We start from the raw sequence: 21,482 nt of genomic DNA on the forward strand, positions 1-21,482 counted from the left end.
GGGGCTGGTTCAATTAGGAGCCGGTGGAAATTGACCGCCTGGGGCTTGTGAGGCCCCGCCAAACCAGTATCAATGGAAACCATTCCGGGCGGCCGAACCCGCGCCCGGCCATGAGCGAACCCATGCAGCTATCCGACTATGGCATGTCGCGCGACCGCGGCTTCCTATCGCATTTCGAAATCGACGAGGTGGACCTCCCCGCCGAATTCACCCCCTACCTCCACGCCGCCGAGATGCTCTCGGGCCTGATCACTTCGGGCAAGGTGCGCCACTGGCTGGACCGCCTCCCCGCGATCGACCTGAGCGAATGGGCGCAGTCCGCCCCCGAAGAGCAGGTGCGCCGCGCGATGGTCCACCTCTCGTTCCTCGTGCAAGCTTATGTCTGGGGCGAGCATGAGGCCCCTGCCCACCTTCCCGCGAACCTCGCCCGTCCGATGGTTGCCGTGGCTGACCGGCTCGACCAGGCGCCGCTCCTGCCCTATTCGGGCTATGTGCTCGATAATTGGGCGCGGATTGACAAGGCCGCGCCGCTCGCGCTCGACAACGTCCGCATGGTGCAGAATTTTGCTGGCGGCGATGACGAGAACTGGTTCGTGCTGGTCCACATCGGCATCGAACTGGAAGCCGGCGTCCTGCTCGACAACGCGGTCAAGCTGATCGCCGCCTCCGATGCCGGCGATGTGGCAACTTGCGAGGCGCTGCTGCTGGAAAACAACGCAGCTTGGGAGCGGATCTACGACGTGTTCAAGCGGATGCCCGAGCGCTGCGATCCCTACGTCTATTTCCACCGCGTGCGCCCGTGGATCCATGGCTGGGCGAACAACCCGGCGCTGGGCGGCGGGCTGGTCTATGACGGGCTGTTTGAGGGGAAGCCGCAGGCGCTGCGGGGACAGACTGGATCGCAAAGCTCGATCGTGCCGTCGATGGACGCGCTGTTTGGCGTTCGCCACAGCGACGATCCGTTGAAAGCCTTTCTTGACGAGCTGCACTTCTACCGCCCCGTCCCGCACCGCCGTTTCATCGAGGACCTTGGCGCAAAGTCGAACTTGCGCGGCTTCGTTGTCGGATCAGGTTCGCAGAGTCTGAAGGACGCCTTCAACGCCAATCTTGAACAGGTCGTCCGCTTCCGCACGCGGCACCTCGAATATGCCGCGAGCTACATCAACAAGCAGGCGTCGAACGAGCCGGGCAACGATCCCGATGTCGGTACCGGCGGTACGCCATTCATGAAGTACCTCAAGAAGCACCGCGACGAGAACGCCGCGCAGCTGGTCTAGACATCGATCCGCCCGCCCGCAAAATCAGGCTGCGCCGGTTCACCGAACGCCGCGTAAAGCGCATCGACCCGTGCCTTCAGCGCATCGAGGTGGTCCGGGTGGGTAATGATATGGAGCTGGTTTTCCTGAACCGCGCGAACGACCGCGCGGCCTAGCCAGACCGGCTCCATCATCTTGCCGGCGATCGCCGCTTTGATGTCGTCAGGCAGGTCGTGCATCTGGCCCTCGGACATGCGACTGCGGGTCAGTCCGGGGTAAAGGATCGAGACGCCGACGCCGAACGGCGCCAGCTCCTGCCCGATCGATTCCGAAAGCCCCGACACGGCAAATTTGCTCGCCGAATAGCAGGCGAAAGTGCCGTGCGGCAGCTGGCCGTTGACCGAACTGGTGTTGACGATGTGGCCGCTGCCCCGCGCCTTCATCTCGCCCATGAACAGGTGGCAGCCCAGGAACACGCCGCGCACGTTGATCGCCATGACCCGGTCGAACTGGTCGAGGGTGATGTCCTCCATCGGCTTGAACGGCAGCGAAATTCCAGCGTTGTTGCACAGCACGTCGACCGGCCCGAACGCCGCTTCGACGCCGGTCTTCATCTGCGCCCAGCTTTCGGGCGACGTCACATCATGCTGGAAAGCAATAGCCCCGCGCCCGATCCGCGTCGCCTCGGCCTGCGCCCAGTCGCCATTGATATCGGTGATCGCTACTTTCGCACCGGCCTCGGCAAAAGCCTCGGTAATGCCAGCTCCAATCCCGCCGCCGCCGCCGGTTACGAGGACTACCTTGCCTGAAACGTCCATGCGAAAACTCCTGTCGAAATATCGACAGGAGTGTCGCAAATCTGCTGGTCAATGGGAAGAGGCGTAGTGTCGCCCGGCCGATATCAATCCGGCTTCTTGGAAACCGCCACCATCGCGGGCCGCAGCAGGCGGTCCTTGATCATGTAGCCGGCCTGCAATTCCTGCAGAACGGTGCCGGGTTCGGCATCGGCGGAGGGCACTTCAAGCATGGCCTGGTGCTGGTTGGGGTCGAGCGGCAGGCCGACGGCGGCGATGCGACTGATGCCGTGGAGGCCGAAGACCTTCTCGATCTCGCGCGCGGTGGCTTCGATGCCGGCGATAAAGCTCTTGGCCTTGTCATCCTCGCGCAGATCCGCGCCAATCGCATCGAGTGCGCGGCTGAGGTTGTCGGACACTGAGAGGATGTCGCGGGCAAACCCGGTCGCGGCATAAGTGCGCGCGTCGGCCACGTCCTTTTCCAGCCGGCGGCGCACGTTCTGGGTCTCGGCCTTGGCGTAGAGGATTTCCTGCTTGGCAGCGTCAAGGTCGCTGCGAAGGTGCGACAACGCATCGTCGAGCGAATCGCTCGCCTTGTCGAGATCAAGCAGATCTTCGGGTACGCCGTTCAATTCTGCTGCCACCGCGGGGTCTTCCTGCGGCTTGGTATCTTCGCTCATGTCTTCAAAAACCCTGTGTTTATGTACCAAAGAACTGATCTAGCCGATCAGTTTGCCCAGTGAATGGGCCGTGAAATCCACCATGGGGACGACGCGCGCATAATTCAACCGAGTCGGGCCGATTACACCCACGACTCCGACGACCCGGCCCTCGCGGTCTCGATAGGGCGAAGCGATCACTGAAGAGCCGGAAAGCGCGAACAACCGGTTCTCCGCGCCGATGAAAATCCTTGTGGCATCAGCCTCGCGCGCGGCGTCGAGCAATTCGGCGACCGACTGCTTGCTTTCGAGATCGTCAAGCAATTGCCGCACGCGTTCGAGGTCGGTGATCGCGGCATCGTCGAGCAGGTTGGATGCGCCGCGCACGATCAGCACCGGGCGCTTGAGGGCATCTTCGCTCCACAAGGCCAGCCCGCGTTCGACCAGATCGCGGCTCGCGGCATCGAGCGCGCTCTTGCCCGAGGCGATCTCGGCGCGGATCGCGCGCACTGCCTCGCTCAGAGTACGTCCAACGAGTTGGGCGGAGAGGTAATTTGATGCAGCCTCAAGCGCTGATGGTGGCAGGTGCGCGGGCACATCGACCACGCGGTTTTCGATCCCGCCATCCTCGCCCACCAGCACCGCCAATGCCTTGCCGGGCGACAGCGCGACAAGCTGCAAGTGCTGCAAACGCGGCTCGCGGCGCGGCACCATGACGACGCCGGCGCAGGCGGAGAGATCGGACAGAACACTGCTCGCCGCCGCCAGCGCCGCTTCGATCGGTCCTGGTGCGGCAAGCTGGCGTTCGATGGCGGTGCGCTCGGCCTGGGTCGGCTCGGCCACCTGCATCATCCCGTCAACGAACAGCCGCAACCCCACCTCGGTCGGCATGCGCCCTGCCGAGGTATGCGGCGCGGCGAGCAAGCCGAGATGCTCCAAATCGTGCAGCACCGACCTGATCGATGCCGGCGACAGGTTTAGCCCCGAAACAGCAAGCGTCTTCGATCCCACCGGCTGGCCAGTGGACAGGTATCCCTCGACCACGAGACGAAAGATGTCGCGTGCGCGGGTGGTCAGTTCGGTGATGGGCGGGCCGGACATTATGGACCCTATGTACGCACTAGGCTTGCAGCCTCAAGCCCGTTGCGCCAATGGCTCCCCCGATCAATCGACAAAGGACCTGTACATGCGACCTTCCGGCCGTGCGCCTGACGAAATGCGCGCCCTCTCGTTCGAGACCAAGTTCACCATCCACGCCGAAGGTTCGGTGCTGGTGAGCTTTGGCAATACCAAGGTGCTGTGCACTGCCTCGGTCGAGGAAAAGGTCCCGCCGTTCCTGCGCGGCAAGGGCGAAGGCTGGGTAACAGGCGAATATTCGATGCTCCCCCGCGCCACGCACACGCGCGGCAGCCGTGAAGCGGCCAAGGGCAAGCAATCGGGCCGCACGCAGGAAATCCAGCGGCTGATCGGCCGTTCGCTGCGCTCGGTGGTCGACATGAAGAAGCTGGGCGAACGCCAGATCGTGCTCGATTGCGACGTGATCCAGGCCGATGGCGGCACCCGCACTGCCTCGATATCGGGCGCATGGGTGGCGCTGCGCCTTGCCATCGACGGACTGATGGCGAAGGGCCTGATCACCGAAGACCCGATGCCGCGCCGAGTCGCCGCCGTTTCCTGCGGCATCTGCGATGGCGTGCCAGTGCTCGATCTTGATTACATCGAGGATAGCTCGGCCGATGCCGACGCAAACTTCGTTCTGATCGAAGGTGGCCACATCGCCGAGGTCCAGGCCACGGCCGAAGGCGCGACCTATGACGAGGAAGGCCTGCTGCGCCTTCTGCGTCTCGCCCGCATCGGTTGCGACCGGATTTTTGCCGCGCAGGCTGAGGCGGTAGCGAAGTAATGTCGTCCCGGGCTTGACCCGGGACCGCTGGCCGCATCAAACCTAGTTTGCGCCGGACGGCCAGCGGTCCCGGCTTTCGCCGGGACGACGATTCATGACCAATCTCTTCGGAAAACTCGTCATCGCCACGCACAACGCGGGCAAGCTGAAAGAGATTTCCGCCCTGCTTGCGCCTTACGGCGTGGACTGCATTTCCGCCGGAGCGCTCGGCCTGCCCGAACCGGCGGAAACCGGCACGACCTTTGTCGAGAACGCGCTGATCAAGGCGCGCGCTGCCGCTGAGGCCAGCGGGATCGTCTCACTGGCCGACGATTCCGGCCTGTCGGTAACTGCGCTGGGCGGAAGGCCGGGCGTTTATACCGCCGACTGGGCCGAGCGTCAGTGGTTTGAGGGTTCACCTGGCCGTGACTGGTACATGGCGATGGGTAAGGTCGAAGGCATGCTCGCCGAACTGGGGCCGGATGTGGATCGATCCTGCTGGTTCTCCTGCGTCCTGGCGATTGCATGGCCCGATGGAGAGAGCGCAGTCTACGAAGGCCGCGCCAACGGCACGCTGACCTGGCCCCCGCGCGGGACGATGGGCTTTGGCTATGATCCGGTGTTCGTGCCGCTGGGCGATACGCGCACCTTTGCCGAGCACGATCCCGAAGAAAAACACGCCATCAGCCACCGCGCCGATGCCTTTGCGAAGCTGGTGAAAGACCAGTTCGGCAGCTAGACTGCACCCATGGCCCGCGCGCTCTATATCCATTGGCCGTTCTGCCAGAAGAAGTGCCCCTATTGCGACTTCAACAGCCACGTCCGCGATTCGGTGGATGCAGCGCGGTGGCAAGCGGCGTTGATCGCCGACATGCGCCACGAAGCCGAAGTCGCTGGCGGTGAGGCACTGGAGAGCATTTTCTTCGGCGGTGGCACCCCCAGCCTGATGCCGCCTGCCGTGGTCGCGGCGCTTCTGGCAGAGGCTGAGCGACTGTGGGGTTTTGCTCCTGAAATAGAGATCACGCTCGAGGGGAATCCCTCGTCGGTAGAGGCAGCGAACTATGCCGCTCTGGCAGGCGCCGGGGTCAACCGGGTGTCGCTGGGCTTGCAATCGCTTGATGATGCGGCGCTGCAATTCTTGGGCCGTTTGCACTCGGTCGAAGAGGGACTTGCTGCGCTCGATGTTGCGCAACAATTCTTCAAACGCGTCAGTTTCGACCTGATCTACGCCCTTCCCGGCCAGAGCGAAAAGGCATGGGAATCAGAACTTTCCCGCGCAATATCTTTCGGCACCGGGCACCTGTCGCTCTACCAGCTTACCATCGAACCCGGCACGAAGTTCGAAACTATGGTGCGGCAGAACCAGTTCGCGCCGCTGGACGAGGATACCGCAGCAAATATGTTCGCGCAGACCCGCGCCATGACTGCCGCCTTCGGCCTGCCAGCCTATGAGATCAGCAACCACGCCAAGCCGGGCGAGCGCAGCCGGCATAACCTTGCCTATTGGCACTACCGCGACACGCTGGGCATCGGCCCGGGCGCGCATGGGCGGCGCATGGGCGAGACAACGGTGCGGCACCGCAAGCCGGAGAACTGGCTTGAGGCGATGGCGCGCAATGGCCATGGCATCGCGGAATCGCGCCAGCTCGGCAGCCGCGAAATGGCGTCCGAGGCGATGCTGATGGGGCTTCGGCTGACGGAGGGACTGGATCTTGCGCAGCTTTCGGCGCGTCTCGGCTTGCCCGTCGAAGACCTCTTCGATGCTGACAGGCTCGCCTTCTATGAGCGGCAGGGCCTTACCTGGCAGCGGGGCAGCCGCATCGGGGTGACCGAGAGAGGGTTCGCGCTGCTCGATGGCCTGCTTGGCGAAATCGTTCCCGATGCGCTGTTCGATGCGGAAGAGCCTGCCTGACATGCGCGCCTCGGAAATCCTCGAGGCGTGGCGAGGGCATCTGAGCGATGATCGCCGCCGCTCACCGCATACGGTGCGCGCCTATGTCGGCACGGCGGGGCGGCTGCTGGAGGAATTAGGCGAGACCGATTGGTCCGCCCTCGCCCGGCTGGATGCAGCAGCGCTGCGAGGCCAGCTTGCCTTGCGGCGGGCCGAGGGCATCGGCAACGTTTCCGCCGCACGTGAACTGTCGGCGCTGAAAGCCTTCATCCGCTTCGCCCGCGAACGTTCAGGCCAGCCGGATCCTTCACCGCCGCGTCTGCGTGGACCACGGATCAAGAAGGGCCTGCCCCGCCCTGTCACGCCCGACGAGGCGGTAAACCTCGCCGCCATGGTCGGTGAGAGCGGCGCGGAGGAATGGATCGGTGCGCGCGACCGGGCGGTGCTGTTGCTGCTCTACGGCGCAGGAATGCGCATTGCCGAGGCGCTGTCGCTAACCGGCGCAGCCCTGCCGCTGGGCGATGCAATCACCGTCACCGGCAAGGGCAGCAAGCAGCGCGTCGTGCCCCTGCTGCCGATCGTGCGCGATGCGGTGTTGGATTATCTTGGCAAGTGCCCCTTCCCTGCGGAGCGCGACCAGCCGCTGTTCCGGGGCTCTCGGGGTGGGCCGCTGGCTCCGGGCATGGTTCAAAAGGCGATGGCGCGGGCGCGGATTGCGCTTGGGCTGCCGGCCAGTGCCACGCCGCACGCGCTGCGCCATTCCTTTGCTACGCACCTGTTGGGCGCCGGCGCCGATCTTCGCAGCTTGCAGGAATTGCTCGGCCACGCCAGTCTGGGCTCGACGCAGATCTATACCAAGGTGGACGCAGCGGTTCTGCTCGACGTTTACCGCAATGCACACCCGAGGGAGCAGGAATGAAAGCGCGCATTATTCTCACCGTGCTCGGCAGCGATCGGCGGGGCCTCACCCGCGAACTGGCCGAGGCGGTCCACGGGGCGGGCGGAAACTGGCTCGAAAGTCACCTCGCCCGGCTTGGCGGCAAATATGTCGGCTCGGTGCTAGTTGAGGTCGACGCGGCCAACCTGCCGCTGTTGTCCGACGAAGTGCTGGGCATCGATGCCAGCGGGCTGCAAGTGGCGATGGTGCCGGCCGGGAGCGATCCTGCTGACACCGGCAAGGCACTGGTGATCGAGCTGGTGGGGCAAGACCGCCCGGGGATCGTGCGCGAAGTCACCAAGGTGCTGGAAGCGGTCGGCGCGAATATCGACGGGTTTGAATCCGATGCGGTTCCGGGCGCCCAGACTGGCGAACTGCTGTTCAAGGCGAGGATCGAACTGACCATCCCCGCCGCCTCTACTCCCGGCGAGGTTCAGGACGCACTTGAGGCGATTTCCGGCGAGATCATGGTGGACTTCAGTTTCGACTAACCCAGCATCGCGGCGTAGCGAATCTCAATCGCGTCCCAGATCATCGCCGGCGTATCGGTGCCATTGAACCGGTCGATGGCGACGATGCCGGTGGGTGAGGTCACGTTGATCTCGGTCAGCCACTTGCCGCCGATCACATCGATGCCGACGAAGACCAGCCCGCGCGCCTTGAGTTCAGGGGCGAGGACCGCGCAAATTTCTTCTTCGCGCGCCGTCAGTGTTGTCGCCTCGGCATAGCCGCCTACTGCGAGGTTGGAGCGGAATTCGCCTTCGCCGGGGCGGCGGTTGATAGCTCCGGCAAACACGCCGTCGACCAGAACGATGCGCTTGTCGCCTTCAGAAATGTCGGGGAGGAACGGCTGGACCATGTGCGGTTCGACCCATGCAGCGTCGAACAGTTCGCTGAGCGCGGCCATGTTGCTGCCGTCGGCCGGGATGCGGACAACGGCCTTGCCGCCGTTGCCGTGGAGCGGCTTCATCACCAGATCGTCGGGATGGCGCGCATGGAAGTCGCGGATATCCTCGATCCGGCGGGCGACCAGCGTCGGCGGCATGAAGCGCGCGTAATCCAGCACGAAAACCTTTTCGGGTGCATTGCGAACGCTGGCCGGGTCGTTGACCACCAGCGTCTGCCCGGCCAGCCGTTCGAGCAGGAAGGTGGCGGTGATGTAGCCCAGGTCGAACGGCGGATCCTGCCGCATCAGGATGACGTCGACATCCTTGGCCAGATCGATCTTGCGCGCTTCGCCCTTCTGGAAATGGTCGCCGGGGACGCGCTGGACGGTGACCGGGCTGGCCCATGCGGTCAACCGGCCTTCATCGAGCGCGAGACTCTTTACGTCATAATGCCACACCTCATGCCCGCGCGCCTGCGCGCTCAGCATCAGCGCGAAGCTGGAATCGCCGGTGATGTTGATCGTCTCGATCGGGTCCATCTGGACGGCGACGCGAAGGGTCATGTTTGGATTCCCGATTACATTGATGCGTTGACGATGTGGCGCGGCCAGCGACCGGGTGCAAGCAGGAGGACGTCGATCCGCATGTCGTCCCCTGCCTTCATCCAGCGATGCGCCACAGCCTCTACCGCCGCGCGGACGCGCCGCAAGCGCCATTCGTCAATCGCGTAGTCGAGATCGGCGTGATTGGCGCGCCACTTGACCTCGATGAAGGCCACCAGATTGCCGCGCCGGGCGATCAGGTCGATCTCGCCGCGATGGGTTTCGCGCGCTGTGCCAGAACCCGCAAGCCCTTGAGCCGCAAGTACCATGCTGCGAGCGTTTCGCCGCGCCTGGCCCGCCGTTCGGCTTCTTCGCGCTTCACTTGAGTTCCATCGCCCGCGCATAAAGCATCTTGCGGTCAAGCCCGGTCGCCTTGGCCACTTGACCCGCCGCCTGGCTCGCCTTGGCTCCGGCGAGGGCCTCGCGCAGCATTGCATCGATGTCATGGTCTTCGGGCTCAGCCGGCAGGGGCGGCGCGATCACCAGCGCTATCTCTCCCTTGGGCGGATGGGCGGTGTAATGCGCGATGAGGTCTTGCGCGGTGCCACTGCGGCATTCCTCAAACTTCTTGGTCAGTTCCCGAGCAACCGCTACTTCTCGGCCCGGCAGGACATCGTCGATTGCCGCTAGCGCATCGGTCAGCCGCGGCGAGGTTTCGTAAAACACCAGCGTGGCCGGAACCGAGGCCAGTTCGGCCAGCGCATCGCGCCGCGCTTTGTCCTTCGAAGGCAGGAAACCGGCAAATAGGAAGCGGTCGCTGGGGATGCCCGACAATGTGATCGCCATGATCGCCGCGCTCGCACCCGGCAGGCTGGTCACGGCAATGCCGCGCTCGCGCGCCATGCGGACCAGTTTGAAACCGGGGTCGGAGATCAGCGGCGTGCCGGCATCGCTTACCAGCGCCAGCGGCCCCTCGCCTGCCAGCCGCAGCAGATATTCGCGGGTTTCCTCGCTGGCATGGTCGTCATATCTCACCAACCGCTGCTTGATGCCGAGGTGGTGCAGAAGCTTTCCAGTGACCCGCGTATCCTCGCAGGCTATCGCTGATACGCCACGGAGCGTCTCTACAGCCCGCAGGGTTATGTCACCCAGATTGCCAATTGGCGTCGCGACAATGTAGAGCCCGGGGGCAAGCGCTGTGTCCATCGGGATTTAATGGACCGGCCAGCGGGGAGCATCAAGGCATGATCGAAGGCAAGTTTTCCAGACGGGGGCTAATCGCGGCAACGGGGCTGGTCCTGCTCGCCGGGTGCCAGATCGTGCCAAAGGGCGCTCCGCAGAGCAGCGGACCAACCACGCAGGTGCCCAATGCCCATATCCTTCCCGCCGATCAGCAGCGCCACCGCGTGGCGATCCTGCTGCCGACTAGCGGACCGAATGCCGGTGTGGGGCAGGCCCTGGCCAATGCCGCGAACATGGCCGTGCTCGATACCAATGCGACGAACCTGCGCATCACGACTTACGACACGTCGAGCGGCACGGCTGATGCCGCCACCCGCGCGATTGCTGATGGCAACAAGCTGATCCTCGGGCCGCTCATGGGCGATGAGGTCGCCGCCGTGGCCCGCATCGCCAGGCCCGCACGGGTACCAATCATCGCGTTCTCGAATGACGCGTCGGTTGCCGGCCGCGATGTCTTCATCATGGGCAGCCTTCCCAACCAGTCGATCGAACGGACTATCGGTTGGGCGCGCTCGAAGGGCGCGCGGCGCTTTGGTGCGCTGCTGCCCGAGGGTGACTACGGCCTGCGCGCCAATGCCGCGCTGAACACGGCGGTGATGGAAGCCGGGGGCACGGTCGTTGCCAGCGAGGTCTTTGCCCGCAGCAATCCCTCGATCATCAGCGCCGCCAAGCGCCTCAAGGCCAAGGGTCCGCTCGATGCCGTGCTGATCGCCGATGGCAGCCGCTTTGCCGTGCTCGCCGCGCCGCAACTGCGCCCCCGCGGCGTTGGACCTCGCCTGCTGGGAACGGAATTGTGGAGCGGTGACAATGGCGCACTGACCAGCCCGTCGCTGCGCGGGGCATGGTATGCTGCGGCGTCTGATGGCCGTTTCCTCCAGTTCTCGGAAAGCTATCGCAATCGCTTCGGCGCCCAGCCGCACCGCATGGCGACGATGGGCTATGATGCCGTGTTGCTCACCCTGCGCGTGTCGCGGACGTGGAAGCCGGGGACGACCTTCCCGACCGCCAAGCTGCAAGACCCCGACGGCTTCCTCGGGCTCGACGGCGTGTTCCGCTTTGGCGCGAACGGCGTGGTCGAACGCGCACTCGAAGTGGTCGAGATCCGACAAGGCGGTGTCACCGTGGTGAGCCCTGCCCCGGCACGCTTGCCGAACTGAGGCCTGCCTGCGCAGCGGGACGACTGACGATAAGTCCCGGCCCCTCCTTGCGCGCGGAATTCCTCGCGTTCTAAAGCTTTGCCCATGTCCGACGATCTTTTCGAAGCCCTGCCCAAATCCGCCGCTGGCGAAAGCTATGACGGCTCTGCGATCGAAGTGCTCGAAGGGCTTGAGCCCGTCCGCCGGCGCCCCGGCATGTACATCGGTGGCATTGACGAACGCGCGCTGCACCACCTCGCGGCCGAAGTGCTCGACAATGCGATGGACGAGGCAGTGGCGGGCCATGCCAACCGTATCGAGGTCCTGCTGGAAGAAGCCCCCGGCGCGGCAGGCAAGCTGACGATCATCGACAACGGGCGCGGCATCCCGGTGGACGAGCATCCGAAATATCCGGGCAAGTCAGCGCTCGAAGTGATCCTCACCACACTCCATTCGGGCGGCAAGTTCTCAGGGAAAGCCTATGCCACGTCGGGCGGCCTGCACGGGGTCGGCGTCTCGGTGGTCAACGCCCTGTCCTCGCTGACCCGTATCGAGGTAGCCCGCAACAAGGAACTCTACGCGCAGGAATTCTCCCGCGGGCTGCCCACCGGGCCTCTGCATCGGCTTGGCGGCACCCCGAACCGGCGCGGCACATCGGTGACCTTCATACCCGATACCGAGATTTTCGGCGATGATGCCAAGTTCAAACCGGCGCGCTTGTTCAAGCTGGTGCGGTCGAAGGCCTACCTTTTTGCCGGCGTGGAAATCCGCTGGAAATGTGCGCCGTCGCTGGTGTCGGACGAGGTTCCTGCAGAGGCTGTGTTCCAGTTCCCCGGCGGGCTGGCCGATCACCTCATGGAACAGATCGGCGCCCGCGAATGCGTGACCACGCAGTTCTTCTCGGGAACGCAGGATTTCCCCGGTGACGAGCAGGGCCGCGCCGAATGGGCCGTGGCCTGGCCGCTGTGGTCGGACGGGGCCTATTCCTGGTACTGCAACACCATCCCCACGCCCGATGGCGGCACCCATGAAGCGGGGCTTCGTGCCGCGCTGACCAAGGGCATCCGCGCCTTTGCCGATCTTGTCGGGCAGAAGAAGGCCAAGGACATTGCGCCCGAGGACGTCGTCACCGGTAGCGAAATCATGCTCTCGGTCTTCATCCGCGATCCCCAGTTTCAAAGCCAGACCAAGGACCGCCTGACCAGCCCTGAGGCCGCCCGCCTCGTCGAGAACGCGGTGCGCGATCATTTCGACCATTTCCTCACCGACAACATGGAGCGCGGTAAGGCACTGCTCGGCCATGTCCTCGAACGCATGGACGAACGCCTGCGCCGCAAGGCGGAGCGCGAGGTCAAGCGCAAGACCGCGACCAATGCTCGCAAGCTGCGTCTTCCCGGCAAGCTCACGGATTGCACCGGTGAGGGCGATGCCGAGACTGAACTGTTCATCGTCGAAGGCGATAGCGCCGGTGGTTCGGCCAAGCAGGCGCGCGACCGCAAGAGCCAAGCGATCCTGCCGATCCGCGGCAAGATCCTCAACGTCGCCAGCGCCACGGCGGACAAGATCCGCGCCAATGCCGAAATCGCCGACCTTGGCCTCGCGCTGGGCTGCGGCTTCCGCAAGGACTGCAACCCGGACAACCTGCGTTATGACCGCGTGATCATCATGACCGACGCCGATGTCGACGGGGCGCATATCGCCACGCTGCTGATGACGTTCTTCTTCCAGGAAATGCCGGATTTGGTGCGGCGCGGGCACCTCTACCTCGCCCAGCCACCGCTCTACCGGCTGACCTGCGGCAAAGAGAGCGCCTACGCCCGCGACGAGGCGCACCGTACCGAGCTGGAAAACGGCCGATTCAAGGGCAAGAAGGTAGAAGTCGGACGATTCAAGGGCCTTGGCGAGATGAACCCGCAGCAGCTGCGCGAAACCACGATGGACCCGGCCAAGCGCTCGCTGTTGCGTATCACGCTGCCGCCCGAATACGAGGGCCGCGCGGCGGTGAAGGACCTAGTCGACCGGTTGATGGGCCGCGATCCCGCCCAGCGCTTCATGTTCATTCAGAACCGCGCGGGTGAACTCGATCCGGAAATGATCGACGCCTAGGCCCGCCGCGCGTCGAAATGCAGGTAGGACAGTCGAGTTTCCCTGATTCGCCACTTGCCATCCGGGCAGCGAACATAGCGTTCGTGATAGTGGCCATAGCCAGTATGGCCCAGATGACCTGAAGCCGCCGCCCTTTCGGCGCTCATTTCAACGCGGTCCTGCATGGCCCAGATGACGTCGGCTGCATCGTCCCCGTCAAACACAACTTCCGGGTTGTGCACCTGATGCGAGGTTTTCGCGTCGCCTATTGAGCTGCGCACCATTGCGACCACCTCGTCACACCCTTCGATCCGGTAGCCGCCGGCGGGCGTGGTATCGAGCACAAGGTCTTCGGTGAAGACATCGACCCATCCCTCCCAGTCCTTGGTGTCCATGCAGCGGCAATAGCGCGCCTTGGTTTCGCAAATCGCCTGCCAGTCCTCGAAACCGGGCATCGCTTCTCTCCCTGCATTGCCTCTTGCCGCACTGCAAAGCACAGCTTACCGGCACTCGCAAAGAGCCATGACAGGACTGATCGCCAATGCGTTTCGAAGGTACGAGCAATTACGTCGCCACCGATGACCTTAAGGTCGCCGTCAACGCCGCTGTCCTGCTGCGGCGCCCGCTGTTGGTGAAGGGCGAGCCCGGCACCGGCAAGACGGTCCTCGCGCATGAAATCGCCAAGGCTATCGATGCCCCGCTGATTGAATGGCACGTCAAGTCGACCACCAAGGCGCACCAGGGCCTTTACGAATACGATGCCGTTGCCCGCCTGCGTGACGGCCAGCTGGGCGATGAGCGCGTCCACGACATCAACAACTACATCCGCAAGGGCAAGCTTTGGGAAGCCTTCACCGCGCCCGAGCTTCCCGTCCTGCTGATCGACGAGATCGACAAGGCCGACATCGAGTTTCCGAACGACCTGTTGCAGGAACTCGACCGGATGAGCTTTGACGTTTACGAAACCGGCGAGCGCGTTGCCGCCAAGGAACGCCCGGTCGTGGTCATCACCTCGAACAACGAGAAGGAACTGCCCGACGCGTTCCTGCGCCGCTGCTTCTTCCACTACATCAAGTTCCCTGATCGTGACACGATGCAGGCGATCATCGACGTTCACTTCCCGGGCATCCAGAAGACGCTGGTGAGCAAGGCGATGGAGATCTTCTACGAAGTCCGCGAAGTGCCGGGCCTGAAGAAGAAGCCGTCGACAAGCGAGCTGCTCGACTGGCTGAAGCTGCTGCTCAACGAGGATATGCCGCTCGACGTCCTGCAGAACCGCGACCCGACCAAGGCTATCCCGCCTCTCCACGGTGCGCTGCTCAAGAACGAGCAGGATGTGATGCTGTTCGAACGGCTGGCCTTCATGGCGCGGCGGCAGAGCTGATGGCGGCGCCTTACACCGGGCGCTGCGTTTGCGGCGCCGTTACCGCGACGATCAAGGGCGAGCCGCTCGCCGTGGCGCAATGCTGGTGCCGTCAGTGCCAGAAGCTGGCTGGCGGCGCGGCCACGGTCAACGCGCGTTTCGACCTTGGCGATGTCGAGATAACCGGTGAACTGGCCTCGTACGGCTACACTGCGGCCAGCGGCAATGCCTATACGCAGATGTTCTGTCCAAGTTGCGGCAACCCGGTCATGGCGAAGACATCAGGGCGGCCCAACGCGCGGACGTTCCGGCTGGGGTTCCTTGACGAGGGTCACGGGCTGAAGCCGACCATTTCGATCTGGTTGTCGGAAGCGCCGGACTGGGCCGTCGTCGATCCGGCAATCGATCAGCACCAGGAACAGCCGCCCATCCCGCCACCGGCCGACTGAGCCTTGGCTGGCCAGCGCCACACCCGTTTCGCCGCGATCCGCGGGCGGCTGGAGGCTTTCGAGCCGCGCCCCGGCTGGCATTCGTGGATCTACGAATTCCTGCTGTTCGGTTTCAAGCAGGCGTGGGCCTGCCTGTTCGGGGCATTGATGCTCGGACTGCTGCTGGCGACCCACCTCTTCTATCCGGACGATGCGGCGTTGGCGCGGTATGATTTCCTGACGCTCGCGGCGCTGGCGATTCAGGCGGGGATGCTCGCTTTCCGGCTTGAGACAATGGAGGAGGCCAAGGTGATCCTGGCCTTTCACATTGTCGGCACGGTCATGGAGCTGTTCAAGACCGCCTTCGGCTCATGGGTCTACCCGGAACCGAGCCTGCTGCGGATCGGCGGCGTGCCGCTGTTCTCCGGCTTCATGTATGCCGCTGTCGGCAGCTATATCGCGCGTGTCTGGCGGATCTTCGATTTCCGCTACTCGGCCTATCCGGTTAAGTGGCAGACGCAGGTGCTGGCCGTCGCGATCTACATCAATTTCTTCGCCCACCACTGGCTGCCCGATGTACGGCTGGTATTGTTCGCTGCCATCGGCCTGCTGTTCTGGCGCACCCGTGTCCACTTCCTCAACTGGCGGACGCATCGCTGGATGCCGCTGCTGCTCGGCTGGTTCCTCGTCGCGCTGTTCATCTGGGCGGCGGAGAACATCGCGACCTTTTCCAACGCCTGGATTTACCCGGACCAGAAACACGGCTGGCAAATGGTCTCGCCGGCAAAGCTGGGCGCGTGGTACCTGCTGATGTATATCTCGTTCGTGCTGGTGGCGACGGTCCACGGCACACGCAAACCGGATTGAACCCATGCTCCTCAATTTCCTCGACGAACTGCGCCTCGCCGGCATCCCGGCCTCCATCAAGGAGCACCTCGTGCTGCTCGAAGCGCTCGACCGCGAGGTGATCGAGCAGACGCCCGAGGCATTCTACTACCTTGCCCGCACGACTTATGTGAAAGACGAGGGCCTGCTTGACCGCTTCGATCAGGTCTTTGCCAAGGTCTTCAAGGGCATTCTCACCGACTATGGCCAACAGCCGGTCGACATTCCCGAGGATTGGCTGCGCGCCGTGGCGGAGCGCTTTTTCACGCCCGAGGAAATGGAAAAGATCAACGCGCTTGGTTCCTGGGACGAGATCATGGAGACGCTGAAAAAGCGGCTTGAGGAGCAGGAAGGCCGGCATCAGGGCGGCAACAAGTGGATCGGCACTGGCGGCACATCGCCTTTCGGCCACTCCGGCTACAACCCTGAAGGCGTGCGCATCGGCGGCGAAGGCAAACATGGCCGCGCGATCAAGGTCTGGGAACAGCGCGACTTCAAGAACCTTGATAACACCAAGGAACTCGGCACCCGCAACATCAAGATCGCGCTGCGCCGCCTGCGCCGGTTCGCCCGCGAAGGGGCGGCGGAAGAGCTTGATCTGGAAGAGACGATCCGAGGCACGGCGCGTCAGGGCTTCCTCGATATCCAGATGCGCGCCGAGCGCCGCAACGCGGTGAAGGTGCTGTTGTTCCTCGACGTCGGCGGATCGATGGATCCGTTCATCAAGCTGGTCGAGGAACTGTTCAGCGCCGCGACGACCGAGTTCAAGAACCTTGAGTTTTTCTACTTCCATAACTGCCTCTATGAAGGCGTGTGGAAGGATAATTCGCGCCGCCGGTCAGAGCGCACGCCGACCTGGGATGTGCTCCACAAATACGGTCACGACTACAAGGTGATTTTCGTCGGCGATGCGGCGATGAGCCCTTACGAGATCACCCATCCGGGCGGTTCGGTCGAGCATTTCAATCCCGAGGCCGGTGCAGTGTGGATGCAGCGCGTGTGCAATACCTATCCGGCGACCGTCTGGCTGAACCCGGTGCCTGAGCGGCAGTGGGACTATTCCGGATCAACCAAGTTGATGCGCGAGATCCTGTCGGACAACATGTACCCGCTCACGCTCGATGGCCTCGATGCCGCCATGCGTGAACTGACGAGGAAGAAGCACTAGGTACGGCCCAAGCGATCCTTGGTTGAAGCAGCGTGGCAAGGACAAAGATTGTACCCATGACGACACGCATGCCCGCCCTGTTCCTCGGTCACGGCTCGCCGATGACCGTGATCACCGACAATCCCTACCGCGCCAGTTTTGTCGCGCTCGGCAAGGTCCTGCCCCGGCCCAAGGCTATCCTTGCGATCAGTGCGCACTGGGAAACGCAAGATGGAAGGGTGCATCTGACCGCCGGTGCCGCACCACGCACAATCCACGATTTCCGGGGCTTTCCGCCCGAACTGTTCGCCATGCAATACCCTGCGCCGGGGTCGGACGACCTGGTGGACCGGGTGGCGGCACTGCTGGGCGAAGAGCGCATTGTCCGCGACGAAAGCTGGGGTTTCGACCACGGCACCTGGGGCGTGCTCCAGCCGATGTATCCGGCGACGGACATTCCGACCGTCCAGCTAGGTCTTGATCGCCCGCTCGATGCCGTTGCCCATATCGAGATCGGCCGAGCGCTGGCTCCGCTGCGCGATGAAGGCGTGCTGATCGTCGGCAGCGGCAATGTCGTTCACAACCTGTCGCTGTGGCGGCAATCGCAGGGCACGCAGCCGGAATGGGCGCTCGATATCGGCCGGCGGGTCGTCGCGGCGGCACAGGCGGGGGATGATGCGGCGCTTGCTTACTTTGCGCCCGACGACCGCGCGGCGGCCATGGCAATCAACTCTGCCGAGCATTACCTGCCGCTGCTCTATGTCATCGGCGCAAGGCTGCCCGGCGACGAAGTCGCGGTGTTCAATGACGATGTCGACGGAGCGCTATCGATGACTTCGTTCCTCGTCGGCGATCCCGGCCTGTTGGAAGGTATCGCCTAGTAAAGCAGGTGAGGCGCGATGGCCTCGCGCCACTTGGCTTCGTCGCTGCCGGCAATCTGTTCAAGGTCAGCCGGGGATGCAGCCGGGTTGTCCACCCACTCACGAAGCGCCGGTCCGCCGTTGATCACATCGATCGCCAGTCGTTCGAATTCGTACTCGTAAGGGAAATCGCGCCACAGATCATAGGTGGGATAAAGGTTACGGATCGCCTTGAAGGCCAGCGCCTGCAAGCGCCACGGGCGGAAGGCATGGTGATCGTAAAATGGCCCTTCGGCATGGATCATCAGCCCCCTGCACAGGGTCTTGGCGTGCTTGTGGAAGGTCGGTTCGAACCAGCACTCGCGGATCGCGCAGGCCGCCAGCCAGTCGGGAGCATAGCGCCGCATTTCGGCCAGTACCGCCTTGGCATCGAGATCGGGCGCGCCGAACAGCACTTCGAGCGGGCGGGTGGTGCCCCTGCCCTCGCTGACCGTGGCACCTTCGATCATCACGGTGCCGGCATAGGCGCGGGCCATGTTGATGTTGGCGGCATTGGGGCTCGGGTTGATCCAGACGCGGTCGGTGGGCCAGCCGAAGCCGGGGCCTTCGGGCTGCCAGCCGTCCATCTCAATCACGCGGTAAGGAACCTTGAGGCCGAAATGCGCGATGAACCAATGCCCCATCTCGCCCATGGTCAGCCCGTGGCGCATCGGCATTGGCCCCGCCCCGACGAAGCTTTCCTGCCCCGGAACAAGCAAGGTCCCCTCGACCGGCCGGCCGGCCGGATTGGGGCGATCGAGCACCCAGACTTCCTTGCCATGCTCGGCAGCGGCCTCAAGCAGGTAGAGTAGCGTGGTGACGAAGGTATATATCCGGCAGCCAAGGTCCTGCAGGTCAAACAGGAACACGTCCGCAGGGCTCATCATCTGGCCAGAGGGGCGGCGGACCTCGCCGTACAGGCTGAACACCGGGATGCCGTAAAGCGGATCGGTTTCGTCCGCCGTTTCGACCATGTTGTCCTGCTTGTCGCCCTTGAGCCCATGCTGCGGGCCAAAGGCGCTGGTGACATTGATCCCAGCCGCGATCAACGCGTCGAGCGAGTGAGTCAGGTCCTCGGTCACGCTCGCGGGATGGGCGATCAGCGCAACGCGTTTGCCCTCAAGCGGTTTGCGAAGAGCGGGGTCTGCCAGCAGGCGATCGATGCCGAATTTCATGTCTGCTCCGGTGGCGGAAGTGTTGCGGCGAAGCAAGTGGGCGCGTGGAAATCGGGTGCGCCGGGCGGGTAGGCGATGGCCCAATAGCTTTTCACCCCACCTTCCTCTTCGATCACGGCAGTGAGACCGAGTCGCAAGGGGCGCGGCGGCAGCACGCTGGCGCGCAATTGCATATCAAATGTGAGGATATGGGCGTGGCGGCGTTCCTGGGTTTGCGGCGGCGCAACCATTGCCCGCTCGGCCATGCCTTCGCGGTATCCGGTGAAGTCGTAGGCCGCCCAGCGCCCGGAGGGCGAGAAGTTGAACTCATGGTAGGAATCGTTGTCCGGTGCCCCGAGAAACAGCTCAAAACAGGTGGTCTGCCACAGGCCATCTTCTCGCCCCGGTCCGACAAATTCCGGCACAATCAGCGCGCCCGTGCCTTTTATCCGCCAGCGGAAATGCAGATAGTTATCGCGGTTTCGCACAACATAGGCGTCAACCGAGCGCACCTTCAGCGCAGGTGTTTCGGGGTGGCAAATCAGGCGATACGTTTGCAAGCGCGCTTCTCCATGCTAGGCGCGCGCCCGAAACCGGAAGACGCCATGACCAGCTACACATCCTCCCTGCTCCGCCTGCTCGACGAGCGCGGCTATATTCACCAGCTGACCGATGCCCATGGGCTCGACAAGCTTGCGAACGAGGCTGTGGTGCCCGGCTATATCGGCTTCGATGCCACGGCGCCATCGCTCCATGTCGGCAGTCTGGTGCAGATCATGATGCTGCGCCGCCTGCAGCAGACCGGTCACAAGCCGATTGTCGTGATGGGCGGCGGAACCACCAAGGTGGGCGATCCATCCGGCAAGGACGAGAGCCGCAAGATGCTCACCTCCGAGGGCATCCAGGCCAACATCGCCTCTATCCGCACGGTGTTCGAGCGGCTGTTGACGTTCGGGGATGGTCCGACCGACGCGATCATGGTCGACAACGACGAGTGGCTTTCGCAGCTCGGTTATATCGAACTGCTGCGCACCGTTGGCCCGCATTTCACGATCAACCGCATGTTGACCTTTGATTCGGTGAAGCTGCGCCTTGACCGCGAGCAGCCGCTGACGTTCCTCGAATTCAACTACATGATCCTGCAGGCCTACGACTTCCGCGAACTGGCGCTGCGCCACGGTTGTCGCTTGCAGATGGGCGGATCGGACCAATGGGGCAACATCATCAACGGCATCGAACTGACGCGCCGGATGGAAGGCAAGGAACAGTTCGGCCTCACTACGCCGCTGCTGACCACGGCGGATGGTGCCAAGATGGGCAAAACGGCCGCCGGCGCGGTCTGGCTCAATGAGGAGCAGCTGCCGGCTTACGATTTCTGGCAATACTGGCGGAACGTCGATGACCGTGACGTCGGCAAGTTCCTGCGCCTGTTCACCGACCTGCCGCTCGACGAGATTGCGCGACTCGAATCGCTTGAAGGTAGCGAGATCAATGCGGCCAAGGTCGTGCTCGCCAACGAAGTGACCGCGCTGTGCCGAGGCGCCGATGCCGCCAATGCAGCTCAGGCCACGGCTTCCGCCACCTTTGCGGGCGGCGGCGTTGGGCAGGATCTTCCGGTGCTGGCCCTGCCCGCAGAGGGCATGGGAATCATCGATGCGCTGGTGGGAATCGGATTCGCGGCCAGCCGGGGCGAGGCCAAGCGATTAATTTCAGGCGGCGGCGCGAGGATCGAAGGCGAAGCGGTGACCGATGAAAACCACCACATTCCCGGTGGTTGCGAACATCGCATCTCCTCGGGCAAGAAGAAACACGGCGTCTTGCGACCTGCCTGACCCGGCAAATTGTTTCCTCGTTTTACTCTTTTTTCGCCATTTTGCGGCAAAGACTTGCCGTAAGTCGCGAACAAGGAGTCGCCAAAGGCAATGTCAGTCGGAGCACAACTTACGGTCACCGATATGCGCCGCGCTGCGCGTCATCCGGTGGACCACAAGGTCATCGGCGAACATCGCCGGCTCGGTGACTTGCACATGCATATCGTCAACATCTCGGCGCATGGATTCATGGTCGATGGCGACCTGCCCCTGACCCGCGGTGAACGGGTTGTCATCCGTTTGCCCCATGTCGGCCGGATTGAAGCACACCTGATCTGGGTGACCGAAGGACGCGGCGGGTTCCAGTTCGAACGCATCGTGCGGCCGGACGATTTCTTTGCCTTGATCGACACGCTCCAACCGAACCCGCGCCTGCGCCGTACGCGTTAAGTACAGCTATCCGGCAAGCAACCAAGCCTCTGCT

General features: G+C 63.6%; 23 protein-coding genes and 1 pseudogene. 15 read left to right on the forward strand and 9 right to left on the reverse strand.

What is annotated here, in order from left to right; translation table 11 throughout:
• Positions 1–110 precede the first annotated feature (110 nt).
• Positions 111–1,277: a PrnB family protein gene (locus WG900_RS03930; RefSeq protein ID WP_339964831.1), complete on the forward strand. Its 1,167-nt coding sequence runs from the start codon at positions 111–113 to the stop codon at positions 1,275–1,277.
• Here WG900_RS03930 and WG900_RS03935 read toward each other — a convergent pair.
• The 3 genes from WG900_RS03935 to hrcA all read right to left on the reverse strand — a co-directional run bounded on the left by WG900_RS03935 (position 1,274) and on the right by hrcA (position 3,810).
• The gene (locus WG900_RS03935; RefSeq protein WP_339964832.1) at positions 1,274–2,074 is read right to left on the reverse strand and encodes an SDR family oxidoreductase; all 801 of its coding nucleotides are present in this window, start codon (positions 2,072–2,074) and stop codon (positions 1,274–1,276) included. The two genes, WG900_RS03930 and WG900_RS03935, sit on opposite strands and share 4 nt — an antisense overlap.
• Positions 2,075–2,157: 83 nt before the next feature.
• On the reverse strand, positions 2,158–2,730 hold the full coding sequence (locus WG900_RS03940; protein WP_339964833.1) for a nucleotide exchange factor GrpE: 573 nt from the start codon (positions 2,728–2,730) through the stop codon (positions 2,158–2,160).
• A gap of 39 nt (positions 2,731–2,769) precedes the next feature.
• The gene (gene hrcA, locus WG900_RS03945; RefSeq protein ID WP_339964834.1) at positions 2,770–3,810 is read right to left on the reverse strand and encodes a heat-inducible transcriptional repressor HrcA; all 1,041 of its coding nucleotides are present in this window, start codon (positions 3,808–3,810) and stop codon (positions 2,770–2,772) included.
• 85 nt (positions 3,811–3,895) lie between these two features.
• Between hrcA and rph the strand changes: the two genes are divergently transcribed.
• The 5 genes from rph to WG900_RS03970 all read left to right on the forward strand — a co-directional run bounded on the left by rph (position 3,896) and on the right by WG900_RS03970 (position 7,910).
• Positions 3,896–4,612, forward strand: a complete 717-nt coding sequence (gene rph, locus WG900_RS03950; protein ID WP_339964835.1) for a ribonuclease PH — start codon at positions 3,896–3,898, stop codon at positions 4,610–4,612.
• 94 nt (positions 4,613–4,706) lie between these two features.
• A complete protein-coding gene (rdgB, locus tag WG900_RS03955) occupies positions 4,707–5,330 on the forward strand; it encodes an RdgB/HAM1 family non-canonical purine NTP pyrophosphatase (RefSeq protein ID WP_339964837.1) in 624 nt (207 codons plus the stop codon).
• Positions 5,331–5,339: 9 nt separating this feature from the next.
• Complete coding sequence (hemW, locus tag WG900_RS03960; RefSeq protein WP_339964838.1) at positions 5,340–6,503, forward strand: radical SAM family heme chaperone HemW; 1,164 nt, start codon at positions 5,340–5,342, stop codon at positions 6,501–6,503.
• A 1-nt stretch (position 6,504) separates the two neighbouring features.
• On the forward strand, positions 6,505–7,401 hold the full coding sequence (locus tag WG900_RS03965; protein ID WP_339965319.1) for a tyrosine recombinase XerC: 897 nt from the start codon (positions 6,505–6,507) through the stop codon (positions 7,399–7,401).
• Positions 7,398–7,910, forward strand: a complete 513-nt coding sequence (locus WG900_RS03970) for a glycine cleavage system transcriptional repressor (RefSeq protein WP_339964839.1) — start codon at positions 7,398–7,400, stop codon at positions 7,908–7,910. Before WG900_RS03965 ends, WG900_RS03970 begins: the two co-directional genes overlap by 4 nt.
• Here WG900_RS03970 and gshB read toward each other — a convergent pair.
• The 3 genes and pseudogenes from gshB to rsmI form a co-directional block, all read right to left on the reverse strand.
• The gene (gshB, locus tag WG900_RS03975) at positions 7,907–8,869 is read right to left on the reverse strand and encodes a glutathione synthase (protein ID WP_339964840.1); all 963 of its coding nucleotides are present in this window, start codon (positions 8,867–8,869) and stop codon (positions 7,907–7,909) included. The two genes, WG900_RS03970 and gshB, sit on opposite strands and share 4 nt — an antisense overlap.
• 14 nt (positions 8,870–8,883) lie before the next feature.
• Positions 8,884–9,230: pseudogene (locus tag WG900_RS03980) on the reverse strand (YraN family protein).
• A complete protein-coding gene (gene rsmI / locus WG900_RS03985) occupies positions 9,227–10,054 on the reverse strand; it encodes a 16S rRNA (cytidine(1402)-2'-O)-methyltransferase (RefSeq protein WP_339964842.1) in 828 nt (275 codons plus the stop codon). The pseudogene WG900_RS03980 and the gene rsmI overlap by 4 nt, the downstream one beginning before the upstream one ends.
• A 38-nt stretch (positions 10,055–10,092) precedes the next feature.
• Here rsmI and WG900_RS03990 point away from each other — a divergent pair, with 38 nt between their 5' ends.
• A complete protein-coding gene (locus tag WG900_RS03990; protein ID WP_339964843.1) occupies positions 10,093–11,247 on the forward strand; it encodes a penicillin-binding protein activator in 1,155 nt (384 codons plus the stop codon).
• An 84-nt stretch (positions 11,248–11,331) separates the two neighbouring features.
• A complete protein-coding gene (gene parE / locus WG900_RS03995) occupies positions 11,332–13,332 on the forward strand; it encodes a DNA topoisomerase IV subunit B (RefSeq protein WP_339964844.1) in 2,001 nt (666 codons plus the stop codon).
• On the opposite strand, the gene WG900_RS04000 is transcribed toward parE, so the two are convergent.
• Positions 13,329–13,766 (reverse strand): nuclear transport factor 2 family protein, encoded by a 438-nt coding sequence (locus tag WG900_RS04000; RefSeq protein WP_339964845.1) that lies wholly within the window; start codon positions 13,764–13,766, stop codon positions 13,329–13,331. The genes parE and WG900_RS04000 overlap by 4 nt on opposite strands.
• Before the next feature lie 86 nt (positions 13,767–13,852).
• Between WG900_RS04000 and WG900_RS04005 the strand changes: the two genes are divergently transcribed.
• Genes WG900_RS04005 through ygiD form a run of 5 tightly spaced genes read left to right on the forward strand, consistent with a single transcriptional unit; the run spans position 13,853 to position 18,015 of the window.
• The gene (locus WG900_RS04005; RefSeq protein WP_339964847.1) at positions 13,853–14,695 is read left to right on the forward strand and encodes an AAA family ATPase; all 843 of its coding nucleotides are present in this window, start codon (positions 13,853–13,855) and stop codon (positions 14,693–14,695) included.
• Positions 14,695–15,123 carry a GFA family protein gene (locus WG900_RS04010; protein WP_339964849.1) on the forward strand — a complete coding sequence of 143 codons (429 nt, stop codon included), beginning with the start codon at positions 14,695–14,697 and terminating at the stop codon, positions 15,121–15,123. Before WG900_RS04005 ends, WG900_RS04010 begins: the two co-directional genes overlap by 1 nt.
• Before the next feature lie 3 nt (positions 15,124–15,126).
• Complete coding sequence (locus WG900_RS04015) at positions 15,127–15,969, forward strand: DUF817 domain-containing protein (RefSeq protein WP_339964850.1); 843 nt, start codon at positions 15,127–15,129, stop codon at positions 15,967–15,969.
• A 4-nt stretch (positions 15,970–15,973) separates the two neighbouring features.
• Positions 15,974–17,155, forward strand: a complete 1,182-nt coding sequence (locus tag WG900_RS04020; protein WP_339964852.1) for a vWA domain-containing protein — start codon at positions 15,974–15,976, stop codon at positions 17,153–17,155.
• Positions 17,156–17,211: 56 nt separating this feature from the next.
• Complete coding sequence (gene ygiD / locus WG900_RS04025) at positions 17,212–18,015, forward strand: 4,5-DOPA-extradiol-dioxygenase (protein ID WP_339964854.1); 804 nt, start codon at positions 17,212–17,214, stop codon at positions 18,013–18,015.
• Here ygiD and WG900_RS04030 read toward each other — a convergent pair.
• Both WG900_RS04030 and WG900_RS04035 read right to left on the reverse strand, forming a co-directional pair.
• Positions 18,012–19,208, reverse strand: coding sequence for an exo-beta-N-acetylmuramidase NamZ family protein (locus tag WG900_RS04030; RefSeq protein ID WP_339964856.1), 1,197 nt, complete (start codon positions 19,206–19,208; stop codon positions 18,012–18,014). The genes ygiD and WG900_RS04030 overlap by 4 nt on opposite strands.
• Positions 19,205–19,747, reverse strand: coding sequence for a DOMON-like domain-containing protein (locus WG900_RS04035; RefSeq protein ID WP_339964858.1), 543 nt, complete (start codon positions 19,745–19,747; stop codon positions 19,205–19,207). The genes WG900_RS04030 and WG900_RS04035 overlap by 4 nt, the downstream gene beginning before the upstream one ends.
• A gap of 45 nt (positions 19,748–19,792) precedes the next feature.
• On the opposite strand from WG900_RS04035, the gene tyrS reads away from it, so the two are divergent.
• Entirely contained in the window at positions 19,793–21,019 is a 1,227-nt protein-coding gene (tyrS, locus tag WG900_RS04040) for a tyrosine--tRNA ligase (RefSeq protein WP_339964860.1), read from the forward strand.
• A gap of 90 nt (positions 21,020–21,109) precedes the next feature.
• The gene (locus tag WG900_RS04045) at positions 21,110–21,448 is read left to right on the forward strand and encodes a PilZ domain-containing protein (RefSeq protein WP_339964862.1); all 339 of its coding nucleotides are present in this window, start codon (positions 21,110–21,112) and stop codon (positions 21,446–21,448) included.
• The last annotated feature ends 34 nt before the right edge of the window (positions 21,449–21,482 follow it).

The sequence above is a fragment of the Novosphingobium aquae genome, from assembly GCF_037572715.1.
GTDB lineage: Bacteria > Pseudomonadota > Alphaproteobacteria > Sphingomonadales > Sphingomonadaceae > Novosphingobium > Novosphingobium aquae.